Annotated in this window: 10 protein-coding genes; 1 reads left to right on the top strand and 9 read right to left on the bottom strand. The window is 65.8% G+C overall.

Annotated elements, in window-relative coordinates; all coding sequences use genetic code 11:
* Positions 1-9 precede the first annotated feature (9 nt).
* The 3 genes from AB1K54_RS01080 to AB1K54_RS01070 all read right to left on the bottom strand — a co-directional run bounded on the left by AB1K54_RS01080 (position 10) and on the right by AB1K54_RS01070 (position 3,746).
* Positions 10-225 carry an Rv0909 family putative TA system antitoxin gene (locus tag AB1K54_RS01080; RefSeq protein ID WP_371200843.1) on the bottom strand — a complete coding sequence of 72 codons (216 nt, stop codon included), beginning with the start codon at positions 223-225 and terminating at the stop codon, positions 10-12.
* 180 nt (positions 226-405) lie between these two features.
* Positions 406-2,127, bottom strand: coding sequence for a DUF4012 domain-containing protein (locus tag AB1K54_RS01075; RefSeq protein WP_371200842.1), 1,722 nt, complete (start codon positions 2,125-2,127; stop codon positions 406-408).
* 176 nt (positions 2,128-2,303) lie between these two features.
* Complete coding sequence (locus AB1K54_RS01070; RefSeq protein WP_371200841.1) at positions 2,304-3,746, bottom strand: sugar transferase; 1,443 nt, start codon at positions 3,744-3,746, stop codon at positions 2,304-2,306.
* A 410-nt stretch (positions 3,747-4,156) separates the two neighbouring features.
* On the opposite strand from AB1K54_RS01070, the gene AB1K54_RS01065 reads away from it, so the two are divergent.
* Positions 4,157-5,116: a lysylphosphatidylglycerol synthase domain-containing protein gene (locus AB1K54_RS01065; RefSeq protein WP_371200840.1), complete on the top strand. Its 960-nt coding sequence runs from the start codon at positions 4,157-4,159 to the stop codon at positions 5,114-5,116.
* A gap of 288 nt (positions 5,117-5,404) precedes the next feature.
* On the opposite strand, the gene AB1K54_RS01060 is transcribed toward AB1K54_RS01065, so the two are convergent.
* The 6 genes from AB1K54_RS01060 to AB1K54_RS01035 all read right to left on the bottom strand — a co-directional run bounded on the left by AB1K54_RS01060 (position 5,405) and on the right by AB1K54_RS01035 (position 14,050).
* Complete coding sequence (locus AB1K54_RS01060) at positions 5,405-6,634, bottom strand: polysaccharide pyruvyl transferase family protein (protein ID WP_371200839.1); 1,230 nt, start codon at positions 6,632-6,634, stop codon at positions 5,405-5,407.
* Complete coding sequence (locus tag AB1K54_RS01055) at positions 6,631-7,608, bottom strand: lysylphosphatidylglycerol synthase domain-containing protein (protein WP_371200838.1); 978 nt, start codon at positions 7,606-7,608, stop codon at positions 6,631-6,633. Before AB1K54_RS01055 ends, AB1K54_RS01060 begins: the two co-directional genes overlap by 4 nt.
* Positions 7,609-7,618: 10 nt before the next feature.
* On the bottom strand, positions 7,619-8,692 hold the full coding sequence (locus tag AB1K54_RS01050; RefSeq protein ID WP_371200837.1) for a nitroreductase family protein: 1,074 nt from the start codon (positions 8,690-8,692) through the stop codon (positions 7,619-7,621).
* A 41-nt stretch (positions 8,693-8,733) separates the two neighbouring features.
* Positions 8,734-9,894, bottom strand: a complete 1,161-nt coding sequence (locus AB1K54_RS01045) for a glycosyltransferase family 2 protein (RefSeq protein WP_371200836.1) — start codon at positions 9,892-9,894, stop codon at positions 8,734-8,736.
* Positions 9,895-9,998: 104 nt separating this feature from the next.
* Positions 9,999-12,590 carry a hypothetical protein gene (locus AB1K54_RS01040; protein WP_371200835.1) on the bottom strand — a complete coding sequence of 864 codons (2,592 nt, stop codon included), beginning with the start codon at positions 12,588-12,590 and terminating at the stop codon, positions 9,999-10,001.
* Complete coding sequence (locus AB1K54_RS01035; RefSeq protein ID WP_371200834.1) at positions 12,590-14,050, bottom strand: glycosyltransferase family 4 protein; 1,461 nt, start codon at positions 14,048-14,050, stop codon at positions 12,590-12,592. The genes AB1K54_RS01040 and AB1K54_RS01035 overlap by 1 nt, the downstream gene beginning before the upstream one ends.
* Positions 14,051-14,118: the final 68 nt, after the last annotated feature.

Raw genomic sequence — 14,118 nt, 5'->3', positions numbered from 1 at the left:
ACTCTCGTTCTACTGGTTGCCGATCGCGCCGTCGATCGAGTCGCGAACGCCGTCGACCTTTGCGTCGTGTTCGTCGGGGAGGACCTTCTTCGCCAGGTCTGCTCCGGCGTCGAGGACCTTGTCGCTGATGTCCTCGGCCTGGTCGGACTTGAGCAGGCCCTGCACCTTGTCTTTGTTGTCTTCGAAGAGCTGCTTGCCCTGGTTGACGAGGTCTTCGATACCCATTTTCGGCTCCTTCACTGCCCGGGGCGGGCGTCTCGGTGCCCATTGTGCTCCGCGGATCCCCGCCGCAACACCCCTCCTGCCGTCACTGGCGCGGATGCCCCGGGGCGCCGATCCGCAGGGCCGGGCGGCCCTTCCCGCCGGAACCTGTCCGCGCGGGCCGACCGGGTCACCGAGGGAAGGTCACTCAGCCGCAGGGAACAGTGCCGCGCACGATGCATCCACCGTGACAGGCGTCTGCGTGACCGTCGGCGAATAGCGCACCTCGAGCGGGCCGAGCTCGCCCTCGGGAAGCTGTGTCGTGAACGAGACGGTCTTGGTCTCACCCATCGTCAGCAGCATGGTTCGGCTCGAGAGCGGATGCCCCTTCTCTGCGCCGTCGCGATTCCACTTCGTCATGTCGCCGTCAGTCGGGTCGATCGCGGTGATCGTCGAGCCGGGGGGCGCCGCGTAGAGCGTGTCGAGGATCATCGTGGTGCGCGGGATGTGCAGCGATGGGTTGCGCCATGCGAGTGTGTATTGGCTGAGGTTGCCGCCCGGCACCGTTGAGACCATTGTGAGCGACGTGGTCATCGTGCGAGCTGCGGCGTCGCACGTGACATTCATCGAGGTCGACAGGTAGTACTCGAGCTTGCTGTAAGAGGCGTTGTTGAGGAAGATTCCGACCTGCGTCGCCGCCATGTTGTCAGCGGTGAGCGCACCGTCGACTTTGAACTCCGACGTGAGCGCATTCTCGTCCTCGCGCGGGAACCACGCATAGATCCGCTGCTCGCCGACAGCGCGCATCACCTGGTCGATCATCGCCGTCGGACCCCATGAGCCGCTTGCGACTTTGTCGAACACCCGCGAGGCGACATCCGAGAAGTATGCGTCGGCGGCGAGACCGTCCGTGCCGAACCGCTCGTAGGCCTCGCTCAGCAGCAGCCGGACCGCATTGTCGGCGTTGATCTCGGTGCCGTCGTCGAGCGGCACCGGCCCCGTGGCCGCGAGCATGTACGACAGCGCGACCGGGTCGATGGAGATCACGCCATCGAGTTGCGACTCGTTCGTCTGCTGCCACAGTTGATTGAAAAGACTGGCCGTCGTCGGAAAGTCGGGAGTCCGGGTGAAGTTCTGCGAGAACTGGTCGAAGTCGGACTCGTAGAGCTCGAGCGTTTCAGCGGGAAGGTCTGAGCGCAGGTCTCCATTGATGCCGGCGACGAGGAAGTCGTCGACGGGCTTGCCCTCGACCTTCTGAATGCTGCCGTTGTCGACGTGGATCAACGTCGACGTCGCAGCGTTTCCGCCGGTTGCGCGGATCTCTGCGTTGTTCTGGAACAAGACGAGGTAGTCGCGCGGCCCCTCCACCCCCGCCATCCGCAGGGCGATGGGCAGAAGCTGCTCTACCGTGTCGAGCATCGGGCCCGCTTCGTCGACGACGCTGATCAGCTGCCCGACGGCATCGTCGACCACCGGAAGAAGCGCCTCACGGTCGATTCCTGAGATCTTTGTGCGCGCATCTGCGAGCACCGTCTTGATCTGCGGCAGGGTCTGCTGCGCCTCTTGGAAGGGCACGAGATTGATGCCCCCGCCTTCGACTTTGAGCTTGTCAGGCGTCATCACACCGAGCAGCTCGATCCCGGCCGGCAACGCGTCGCGCACGATGATGTGCGTGGCTTCGGTGGCGCTTTTGACAGCGGCGATGTTCTGGCCGACGAACGGAAGAGCGGATGCAGCGTCCCACAGCGGCCCCTGAACCGTCGCGTCTGCGCTGGTCGTCAGCTCTAGTGTCTCAGCGCCGATCGACTCCAAGGCCGCGGCGTCCCCGGTCTTGTACGCTTCGGTCAGCGAGCTCAGCTCGAGCTTGGCTGCCATGAGGTCGTCGCGGACCTCCAGCGCTTGAAGCGCGAAAACCCCACCTACCACGGCGACTCCGACGAGAACCGCAAACGTGCCGAGAAGAACCCACGGCCACGCCCGACGGAGCTTCGGAGACGGCCCGTGATTACCCGCGCGACCGCGACGGAAGCGTCCAGGCACGGGTTTGGATGACACCAGAGGATGGTACCCGAGCCGGCCTGTGACAGTGCCGAGAAACGCGCTCAGTGGGCGCTGTCGCCCGGAACCAGCACCGCGCGAATCGTGCGGAAGAGGATCTGGATGTCTTGCGTGAACGACCAGTTCTCGACGTAGTAGAGGTCGAGCCTGATCGTGTCCTCCCAAGAGAGCGTGGAGCGTCCGCTCACCTGCCAGAGCCCGCTCATGCCGGGCTTGACCAGCATGCGACGGTGTGCATCGTCGTCATAGAGTGCGACTTCGGCGGCACGCTGCGGGCGGGGCCCGACGAGGCTCATGCTCCCGGTGAGCACGTTGAACAGCTGCGGCAGTTCGTCGATCGAGTGCTTGCGGATGAACCGGCCGACCCGGGTGATCCGCGGATCGTCCGTCACCTTGAACAGGGGCTGGTCGGTGGTCCCCTGCACGTCGAGCAGACTCGCAAGCTGGTCGTCGGCGTTGGCGACCATGGAGCGGAACTTGAGCATGCCGAACTCGACACCACCGCGGCCCACCCGGGTCTGCCGGTAGATCACCGGTCCGCGTCCGTCCACGCGGATCGCGATCGCGGTGACCACCATGATCGGCGACAGCACCAGGATCATTATCAGCGACCCGACAAGATCGAACGCGCGCTTTGCGACTCGCTTGTACCCCGCCAAGGTGGGGAAGTCGATGTGAACCAGCGGAAGCCCGGCGACGGGCCGAGCGTGGATGCGCGGACCGGCGACATCCGTAAGAGTAGGAGCAACAACCCAGTTGACGTCGCGGTCGGCCATCTCCCACCCGAGGCGCCGCATCGTCTGCGGGTCGAGCTCGTCCGAGCCGGCGACGATGAAGGTGTCGGCGCCTGCTCGTTCGACGGCGCTTCCGGCATCGGCGAAGTGTCCGAGTACGGGGATATCGCCGATCGCACGCACGCCACCGGTCGTCAGCGCGCCGATGATGACGTAGCCGGAGTCGGGAGTGCGCTGAATCTGGCTGGCGATGTGCGCGATCTTCGAACGCTCCCCCGCGACGATTGCGCGGAAGACGTAGCTGCCTTGCCGTTGCCGACGGCGGAGCCATTGTCTCCACAGCCAGCGCGACAGCAGGAGGCCCACCAAACCGAGCGGCAGGGTGACGACGAAGATGGAGCGCGCGATATCGACGCGCAAGAAGAAGGCCACCGCGATCACGAGGGCGAAGACGATGACGGTCGCGTTGACGATCCGGCGGTACTCCGTGATGCCGTGACCGATCATGTGCCGGTCGCGCGTGTCGATCGCGTCCAAGGAGAGAAGCCAGACAAGGCCGAGGACGACGAGGAAGGCCCAATAGGGGATGGAGGGGCCGTCCGGCCAGGACACCGGCCGGACGAGCTGATCGAGGGCGATCCAGCCGTAGATCGCCAACGTTGCGGCCACGACCAGCGCATCGGAGTAGAACAGACGGCTGGCGTATCGACGCGGCCAGTCGGCGTCACGTGGGGCTCTTTGGGTCTCGGTCATCGCGCGGGGGTACGGTCGCCCGAAACGGGCGTTGGCGACGGGGATGGTGTCCGAACTGCTTCGGCCGGTGCCGTCACCGACACCGCGTGAAGCCTATCAAAGCAGACCGACGCGCCGCGCCGCGTTCGTGGGCCAGGTACGACTCGCGGAGGTCAATCGAGGCCGTAGATGTCACGGGTGCAGACGAGGACGTCACTGTAGGGCACCTGTCTCCCTCGGCCGCCGGCCACTCAGACGGCACGCCGCGTTTCAGGGTAACTCAGCGCATCGGAGTAGCCGGACGACGAAACCCCCAGCCAAGGACTGGTCGGGGGTCTCGCCGCACATCGCCGTGGATGTCGCGGAGGCAGACCGCGCCCGCGATGGCGGCGGATACGGGCAGGCGGGGGACCGCCCGTAATGTGTCGAGGGTGAACCATCCGGAGGACGACTCCCCGCAAGACCCGCCGCCGGCCGGGCGATCCAACCCCGCCGTCAAGGCGGTCGGCTGGGTGATCGCCGCGGCCGCGATCGGCTTCTGCGTGTGGGCGCTCTGGTCGAGTTGGCCCGAGGTGGAAACAGCCGTTCGGCAGGCGGACCTCTGGCTACTCGCAGCGGCCGTCGCCGTGGGCGGTGCGGGCCTCGTATTCCAGGCTTTCGGCTGGCGTCAGGTGCTCGCGCTCCTCGGTGACCGGCATCCCCCGTCGCTCGTGCTTCAGTGGTTCTTCGCCGGCGAGGTCGGCAAGTACGTCCCGGGCGGCGTCTGGGCGATTGTCGGTCGCAGCGAACTGGCTCGCCGTGGCGGCGTCGACCGCCGCACGGCATACATCGGCACGCTGCTCAGCCTCGGCCTCACCGTTGTAGGCGCCATGTGGTTCTGCGCAATCGCGGGGGTGTTCGCGTCGATCGGGCTCGCTGGTGTTGCGCGGTTCGCCCCGCTGCTCTTGCTGCCGGCTGGGGCGCTGTGCCTCCACCCCGCCGTCGTCGGGCTGGTCTTGAGAGTGACTCAGAAGGTCACCAAGCGCGACCAGTCGTGGATCGTTCCGACCTGGTCGCAGATGCTCGCAGCTGCCGCGATCACCGTTCCCGGGTGGGCTCTGACCGGAGTCGCTGCCGTGCTCGTGGCAATGTCGCTGGGACCTCCACATGATCCCGGCCGCATCGCGTTTGCCGCGGTCGCCGCCTGGGCAATCGGCATCGTCGCCGTGCCTGTGCCCGCCGGGGCGGGCTTGCGAGAGGTCGTGTTCGCGGCAATCAGCGGGATCGCGTATGCACCAGCAGTGCTGATCGCCGCCGTCTCACGGCTCGGCTATGTCCTCTTCGACCTCGTCGCGGCAGCGATTTCGATGCTTCTGTTGCGTCGCTCCGCCCGTCGCGCCCCCGGGCCGTAGACGATCTCAAGCTCTGGGAACAGGCCTATCAGCGCCCGGCGGCAGCTGTCATGCGCCCCGTGCCGCCGTTCCGCTCACGAGACACCGATTGACCGTTGGACGCTGCGGGGGCGACCTCGATCCGGTTGGGGTCCAGTTGGCGGTCTGGCGCATATTGCAGCGCCTTGATTCGTTCGAGCGAATCCACGAGCAGCGTGCGTCACCCTTGCATGGCGCTTCGGCGGGCGAGCACTGCTGCAGTCGACGTCGTCGGGGACGGCGCACCGTGGCTGACGACGCGAACCGGCGTCATCGCGCGGCGCCGACAAGCGTGGCGATGAGGTCGGCCTGCATGATCGAGCGCTCCTTGACCTTCGGCAGGTGGGTGTCGAGCTTGGCTCTGACCTCCTCTCGCGCGTTGTCGAGCGCTGTGAATCGCTCGCCGAGGTAATCCAGCGTCAGCTCATCGTGACCGAACGCCCACTCCTCGAGCTCGAACATCTCAAGCACCTCCCGGTACTTGTGGCTCCAGCCGATCACGAGAGTCGGCACAGCCATCGCGAGGGACGACACCATCGCATGGAACCGACTGGCCACGAACAGCGAACAGCGGCCGATGACGTACCGGAGCTGTTGAGACGACAGCTCACGGTCGATGAAGAGCAGATCGTCGCCGAGTCGCAGTCGGGAGTGGATCTCACGGCACAGCGGCAGATCGTTGTTGTGTGTCTTGTCGGTCCCGGTGCGCACGCTGTGCGGCACCAAGAGCACGCGCTTGCCCTGCGCGCGGAGCGACTCGATGAAGGCGACGATCTGGCCGACGTAGTCACCGCCCCGCGCATCCACCTTCATCTGCAGGACGACACTCGGGCACACTCCCACGACGTCCGCGTCGAAGAATGACATGTCGACCTGCTCTGCGACCGCTTCGTGCTCGGTGCCGTCGAGCTCCAGTGAGAAGGCGTAGTCGGCACCCGCCACGAGGTTCGTGAGCCCAAGCGCCTCCGCGAACTCGTGGGTGATCCGCCCCCGCGTCACGATCGTGCGGGCCTTCGGCAGGAAGGTCTTGGACGCCCACCTGTTGACCGGGTTCTGGAAGGGACCCACGGCCTGTGCGCACTTGAACACCGGCGTGCGGGTGTTCAGCGCGGGCAGGATCGACGCCACGTTGTACAGCAGGAATTTCTCGCGCCCGTCTGTGAACGTGATACCCCCCTGGTCGAGCAGCACATCGGACTCTGCGAGGGCTTTGATCGCACGCGAGCGCGAGCGGAGGATGCGTCGGAGGAACGGCAGGACGCGGTAGGCCAGTGCCAGCGAGTTGATCGTCACGCCGAGCTGACGCGGTCCGGCCGGGACGATTTCGAGGTTCGAGTAGACGTTCTGCGCGGCATCCTCCGCCGGGTACATGCTCAGCAAGGTGAACTGCGGGTCGTCCAGCCGCGCGCCGAGTGTCTGGATGGCCGCTTCCAGCATCGCCGAAGCCCCCTTGTTGCCCGATAGAGCGGAGCCGACGATCGTGATTCGGGGACCTGTCATGGACGGTGCTCCTTGGGGATGGTGCGGCGCATGCCGACATAGAGGAGGGCAACCAGTCCGTCGCCGAGCGTGCTGAGCAGTCGCGCGAGCAGGCTGATGACGATCGCCTCGGGAACGGGGATGTACTGGCTCAGGATGAGCACGATGATCGCCTCTCGCACACCGAGACCGCTCGGCACGAAGAAGGCGAGGATGCCGACGGCACCGGCCAGGACGTACGCGGCCGCGAACGGGAGCCACTGCTCGGGGCCAATGTCGGCCACCGTTCCGGCGAGAAGGACGAAGCCGACGCCGTTCAGGATGCGCGGGGCAAGGAACTCGAACGAGAAGCGCACAGCCTGCCAAGAGGTGAGGAAATAATCGGGCGGCACCTCGCTCTTGAGCACTCGGCGTGCGGGGATGTTGACGAGCGCGTGGAAGAGCGGCTTGTAGCCGATGGCCGTCATCGGCACGAGCACGAGAAGAGGAAAAACGAGGAGTGTCGCGTTGTCGCCGAAGATCTGTGGGCCGAGGCTTGCAAGGAGGATCGCGACGCTCGGGACGACGGACGCGATCTGCAGGAACACGTTCTCGTAGACGAAGGTGATCATCACGAGCGAGCGGCTCACACCCTTCTTGCCCGCCCATACGACCTTGTTGACGACGGACCCGACCTGACCGGGGATGTACTTGAGGAGCCAGGATGCGCACTGCACCACGATCGCCTCGACAGGGGCGACGCGGCCGTCGGGGTCTCGATCCAGCAGTCTCACCATCCGACCCCACAGCAGGCCGGTGACGGGGACGGCGCTCGCGAACACGATGGTTGCGAGGATCCAGAGCGGGTCGAACGCGAGGTGCTCGGCGGCGATGCGATCCCAGTTCTCCCACAGCGCGACGGCGAAGAAGTACGCGACCACGCCCAGGACCAGGACCGTGACGCCCCAGCGGATGGCGCGCTTGGCCCAGCGCGGTACGGGTGCTGCCTCTGTCATCTCGGATCGATCAGTTGTAGCGCCGGAAGGTGTCGAGTTCCTTCTTCTGCGAGTAAGGGACCATGCCTTCGGGGTGGGCATAGCCGATCGCGATGAGCATCACGACGCGATCGGTGAGCGCCAGATCGAGCGACTTCTGCATCTTGCGCTCAAGGGGCTCGAAATCCGGCCAGTTGATGACGGACGAGCTGAGGCCGAGCGTCTCCAGGCCGAGCATGAACTGCATGGCCGCGAGGGAGCTGTCGACGTAGATGGCGTGTCGGTCGCGAGGGCTGAAGTACGACTCCAGCTTTCCGACGACGACGGCGATCGCGGGGATGTTGTGCCCATAGCCGGCGGTTCCGAACGGGATCGCCGAGACCATCCTGACCTGTTCGGGCTCGTCGAAGATCCGGAACTCGTACGGGAGCCGGTTGCAGGCGGTGGGCGCCTGACGTGCGAGGAGCAGGGCCTTGTCGACGAGGTCGCGCGGAATCTCGCGGTCCTCGAACCATCGCACGCTACGGCGCTGCATCACGAGCGAGGACAGCGACTCGTAGTCGACGTCCGACAGCGAGGTCTTGACGTAGGGGACCTTCCCCGTGGACTCGCCCGGGTACTCCGCCGCCTCGAACCGGCTGCGGGCCGCCTGGACGGTGGCGTCCTCGCCCACCGCGACGCGGAAATACTCGGTGAGCACGTCGTGCGCCCAGTCCATCTCGCTCTGCTCCATCGTGCCCGGCGAGACGCGGCACTGGTTCACGGCCTCCTCGTAGAACTCGATCGTCTCGGTGATGTAGTCGCGGGCGAACACATCACGGCGAGGGCGCATGGTGAGGCCCTTCTCTAGCCGATGGATGTTGCGGCGCAGTTCGACGTGGGTCACGCGGTCGCGGTGCTTGTTGCGGTAGTAGTCGCGCCTTCCTCGCAGGACGGCGGACTGCTCGCGATTGAACGTGATGAAGCTCACCAGGTACCAGAGATACGTCAGGAACCTGCTGGAACCGAACGTCTCGAGGACGACGCGGTTCACGACCTCGTAGACGCGCCGGATCCAGGTGATCGCGAGCAGATCCTTCGCGATGCGCTTGAGCGTGTTCAGCACGCGGGGTCTCCCAAGGGTTCGTACGAGCGGATGGGCTGCGGTCAGCGCGAGGCGGATTCGGGGATGCCGGGCCGAACGTTATTCGCGGCATCCTCCCCCGCTTCGTGCTCGCGCGCGACGACGGCGACGGTGGCCGGGTCGTCGACCGGGCCGCGCTGGTCGCGCCGTGCGAGCAGCGCCTGGACCGCATCGACGCTCACAGGCAGCGAGGGGTGATGCGACGCATCCGCCGACGTCACCGCGGTCGGATCGATAAGGCGATCGGGCGCGTATTGGAGGAGCTTGATGCGCTCGAGGGCGTCTTCGACGAGCGTCCGATTCGTGCGCAGCATGTCGGAGATGACGAGCAGTGCGACGCTGAGCAGCGCTCCTACGAGCATCGCCGAGCCGAAGATAAGCGATTGTATGTGGTCGCCGGCGATTCCGAGCCACGTGAGCGCCAGGAACCTGCCGAAGGGGATGGCGGCGCCGAGGAAGAACACCGCGGCCAACGTGAGGAACACCACGTGCGGCTTGAACATGATGTAGCTGCGCATGATCGCCTGACCGGAGCGACCCATGTGCTGGAAGATGTTCTTGAACAGCCGCGATTCGCGCGTCTTGGGGTTGGTCTTGACCGGGGCGCTGGCGATGCGCAGTCGCTTGTTGCCGGCCTGGATGATCGTCTCCATGCAGTAGCTGAACTGCGTCACCACGTTCAGCCGGATGAGTGACTCACGGGAGTATGCCCGGAACCCGCTCGCGGCGTCGGGGAGGTCGGTCTCGGCTGCGAAGTTGACGATCGTGCTGCCGACGCCCTGCATGAGCTTCTTGAACGGCGAGAAGTGCGCGATCGTCTTCGTCTGGCGGTCGCCGATGACGATGTCAGCCTCGCCTCGCAGGATGGGCTGGACGAGGTCCGCGATCCGGTCCTGAGGGTACTGGTTGTCACCGTCGGTGTTGACGACGATGTCGGCGCCGTGCTGGAGCGCATAATCCACCCCGTCGCGGAAGGAGCGTGCGAGGCCCATGTTGCGCGTGTGGAAGACGAAGTGCTCGACACCCAACTCGCGCGCGACCTCCACCGTGCGGTCCGACGAGCCGTCGTCGACGACGAGGATGTGGATCTCGTCGACGCCGTCGATCTGTTTCGGGATGCTGTTCAACACGAGCGGCAACGTCGCCTCCTCGTTGAGGCACGGCACCTGGACGAAGACACGCATGTATTGAACCTCTTAAAGCTGGGGGCGGCACGGCGGGAGTCCCGCCAGCCCGATGCTCCAGTCTACCCGGCGCTCCTCGCCGCCCTCCCCCGGGCGTGGTCGCCTCAGGGCGTGCTGAGCGTGATGCTGCGCAACCCCACGCCGAGCGTGCGACGATCGGACGAGACTCCGGCGTCTGCGGGCGAGATCGCGTCGGGCAACGAGAAGGTGAGCGCGAGGGCGCCATCCACAACGGCGGATTCGGGCACCGCGAACTCGATCTTCGTCGCGCGCCCGATGACCCACTCGCCGAGGGGAGTGTCGCCGGCGTGGACTAGTACACGTTGCGGGCTGTGGCCCGGCGGCACGTAAGCCTGCACATCGAGACTCAGGTGCATGTCGCCCTGCACGTCCTCAGGAAGGCGAAGCGACACTTCGGCTCGCGCTTGGTCGGTCCACGTGCCCCACTCCTCGGGCTCGGACCACCCATCGCCCAGCATTGTGGCGGAGTACCCGCCGACACCGAAGGCCGCGGCTTGGCCAGGAATGATAGTGATCGGTCCTGCTGCAGTGTCGATGTCGTCGAGTGCGTAAATGCGAACCGGGTACCTTCCATCCGTTTCTGGCGCGAGCAGATTGAGAAGGTGAATCGTGGCGTTGGCGCCCGTCTCGTAGTCCATGCGCTGGAGCAGAGCGGACGTGGCGAAGAGCGGCGTGGCACCGCCTATCTCGTCCTGCGTGATCAGCACGGCGGGACCGGACTTCTCGAACTCGCCCATTGCGAAGGCGGCCTCGAAAGTCGACCGACGGAAGACGGGGTTACGCTCGGTGCCCTGAAGGGTGAGGCAGAGCGCCTTGCAGAGTGGGCCGTCCTGCACGACGATTACCGTATCGTCCGGCAGCGCGTCGACCTCGGCACGCACCTCGGCGAGAGCCTGGAAGTCCATGTTGCCCATGTCGGCGCCACGAACCAGCGCCGGAGCGAATGGCGCCATTGCGATGACCGTAACGGCGGCCACAGCGATCTGCCACCGCACGCGCAGTCGGTTGAGGCATACCGCCGCGGCAAGCAACACGACCGGCACGAATGGTGCGAGGTATCTAGCGTAGTAGTAGTAGTACCACAGCGAAGGGCGCAGGAACGCCGCGTAGACCATCACGCAGTAGACGAAGGCGATCGCGATCACCCAATACTGCGTGCGCTGCTCGTCGTCGCGCAGCAGTCTCCGGTGCCATACGGTGAATCCGACGATCGCGACGCCCAAGAGAACGAAGCCGACCGAGAAGGCGAAGGCGAACAGCGTGAGCTGGGGCGCCGCCTGCAACAGCCCTCCACCCTTGTACCACGCGTCAGGGTCGCTCTCGTCAGGGGGAACAGCTGCGAAGCGCCACCAGCGGTAGGCGATCACGGCGAGGCAGCCGATGATCGCGGTGGGTACGAGCCACGAAGCCCAGTGGCGTTGGCGCGCAGTCGCCTCGGCCAACCTCTCGCCGAGGCGACTGCGCACCAGCATCCACGCGACGACGATGATCGCGAGAGTCGCCGCGACAACGACTGCGATGAGGGGGTAAAGTCCCGCGGCGGATGATTCCAACCCGAAGACCCCGGTCAGGTGGCGATAGTTTTCGAATGTGTACGACGGCGACGTGCGCGTCATCGCGAGGGCGCCGGCTGCGAACGAGAGCACCGTGAGGCATGCAGAGACCAGCGTGCCGACGGTGCGTGTGGTCACCATCGTGTAGATCGCGATGACCACGAAGAAGGGCATCAGCGTGTAGATGCTGACGTGGAAGAACGAGAACGCCGCCACAGGCACCCAAGCGAGCGCCTTGATCGTGGCGCTCTGGCTCGTCACCAGATAGAGGAAAACGCTCATGATGAGCGCGAGGAAGATCTCAGTGAGCGAGGTCTTCGACACCCACAGCACAAGTGGCGAGAGCGCGAACGCGCCGCAGGCAATTCCCGTGGTCAGTTTCGACACCCGCAGGTTGCGGTCGAGCGTGAGATACAGCACCACGATCGTGACGAGGTAGGGCACGGTGAGAATGCTCATCATCCCGGCGGCGCCGAAAACCATCCCCGACAGCGACAGCAGGGCCGGAAAGTTCGGGATGCCGTGGAAGATGGCACACATCCTGTCGGGGTCGACACCTGACCAGGTGCCGTAATGCAGTTGACTCCACGCCGAGTAGAATCCTGCGCCGAACCGCTGACCACCCAGATCGGTGCGCACGAGGGCATCGCCCGTGTCTCCGACTGCACCGAACTCGTCCGACAAGCACACGAGGCTGTTGTCCACGCCGTTCATCAGCAGCAGCGCATGCGTCTGGTAGACGCCCTGGTCCTGCCCCATGCCGAAGAGGCCGAACTTCACCACGGTCAAGCCGCAGGCCACCACGAGGATGCCGAGGAGCATCCACGATCCATGGCGAGAGCGCGCACGCCACGACCACGCCGAGAAGTCTGGTCCGCGGCGCAACATGAGCACCGCGGCCGCTGCGGCCGCGATGAGCGCTACGAGAAGCAGAGCGAACCCGGGCGAGTAGTCGTTGATCGCGAAGAGCGACTCGCTGACCACCATGAACGCGAACAGAAAGAACGAGATCCCCAGGGCCGCATCGCGCACGAGCATCCAGCCGCCGTGAAGCAGCGCGCTCACCCACGCATAGCCCGCACAGATCGCCACGCATGCCAGCAGCAGGATCACTCCGAACATCACGCCGATCGCTCCGGCCGGTCCGCACGAAGCGGCATCACGAGCTGCTCCCAGAGATCCGTGGCGTAGTCGTCCCAGGTACGCAGCGAGCGGGCGGCTGCTTCGGCACGCAGACGCTGCAGGAGGGCGTCATCCGTCAGCAGCAGGCGCATCTTGTCACGGATGTCGTCGTCGGAGTAGGCGTCGACCAGCAGGGCTCCACCGCCCTCGGCGTTCTCCTTCATACTGCCGAATCCCGAGGTGATACACGGGGTGCCCGATGCGAGGGACTCTGCCACCGGAAGTCCGAAACCCTCGTAGAAGGAAGGGAACATCGTGAATCTGGCCAGCCGGTAGGCGGCCCAGATGAAGCCATCGGACACGCCCGAGACGATGTCGAGCGGCATGCCGGCGTCCATTAGTCCGCGTGCACGTACCGTGAAATCGTCGCCTCCCCACGCGCCTCCGCCGATGAACGCCAGCGAGAACTCCAGCCCTTCTTCCCAAAGGCGCGAGGCTGCTTCCAGGATGGGGAGGTGGTTCTTTCGCGGCTCATGCGAGCCGACGACGAGCACCATCGGAAGACTCCCCACGCGAAGCCGTTCCTCGGCTGCACGCCAGCTCTTCTGCGAGACGGTGCCCGCGTGCAACGGCAGTGGGACGCCGACGATCTCCGGCCCGGTGACACCGATCGCCGTGAGCCCGGCCTTCCAGCCTTCGTGTTCGTCCGCGACCGAATGCGAGACAGCGGCGATGCGGCGGTTATGGCGCAGCGCCGAAAGATAGCGTGCGAACTCGTCTGGCATCCCGACAACCGTGGTCTCAGAGGCGACGAGGGGCACGAGGTCATGGACGATCGTGCCGACGGGATTGCCCGAAAAACGACCGACAGCCCGCATCCGCTTCGCACGGATCGCCTCTGCAGCCAGCTCCGGCACGATGATCGGCGTCTGCCAAGGCACGATGATCTCGGCCCTGTCCGCGTTCTCGGAGAGCGTGCGGTCGACGATCCCCAACCTGGCCGCCTCATGCGTCGTGAGACGCCGCATTGCGGTGAATCCGGCTGTCCAGGCCACCGGGAGCACATCGTCGTGGGTCTTGAGCCACCGGCCCACCGTCTCACGGACCACGCGCTGAATGCCGGTCACGTAGTCGTTCGACACGGTGTGGCTGACATCGACCAGCACAGGACCGGACACGACTCTCAGGCCCCCCAGCGGGCCGGGAGGGAGGAGCGAGGCGACAGATCGATCGAACGCGTCCGGATCGAGTTCAGCCTCCCGTGCCAGGCGGATGATCGTCTGGTCGTCGTGGAGCTCGCCGCTGACCACCGACGCCGCAAGCCAGACCTGGGATCGGTCTGCCGGATCGATGAGATCGGCCAGGACGGCCCGTGAGGCGCGGCCCGTCGAGGTGGGCTTGCCGAGGACGTCAGCAAGCAGTTCAACGCGCTCGCGAGGAAGCAGCGGGCCGAGCACCATGCTCGAAAGAGGCGACGTCAGCCCCGGGAGCCTGCGTCGCGCCGAGCTGACGATGGTGCGAACGCGGC

Origin of the sequence: Microbacterium sp. BWT-B31, assembly GCF_041379855.1 — a bacterium.
GTDB lineage: Bacteria > Actinomycetota > Actinomycetes > Actinomycetales > Microbacteriaceae > Microbacterium.
The sequence above is the reverse complement of the archived record's forward strand: the minus strand, read 5'-3'. Positions and strand labels throughout refer to the sequence as shown.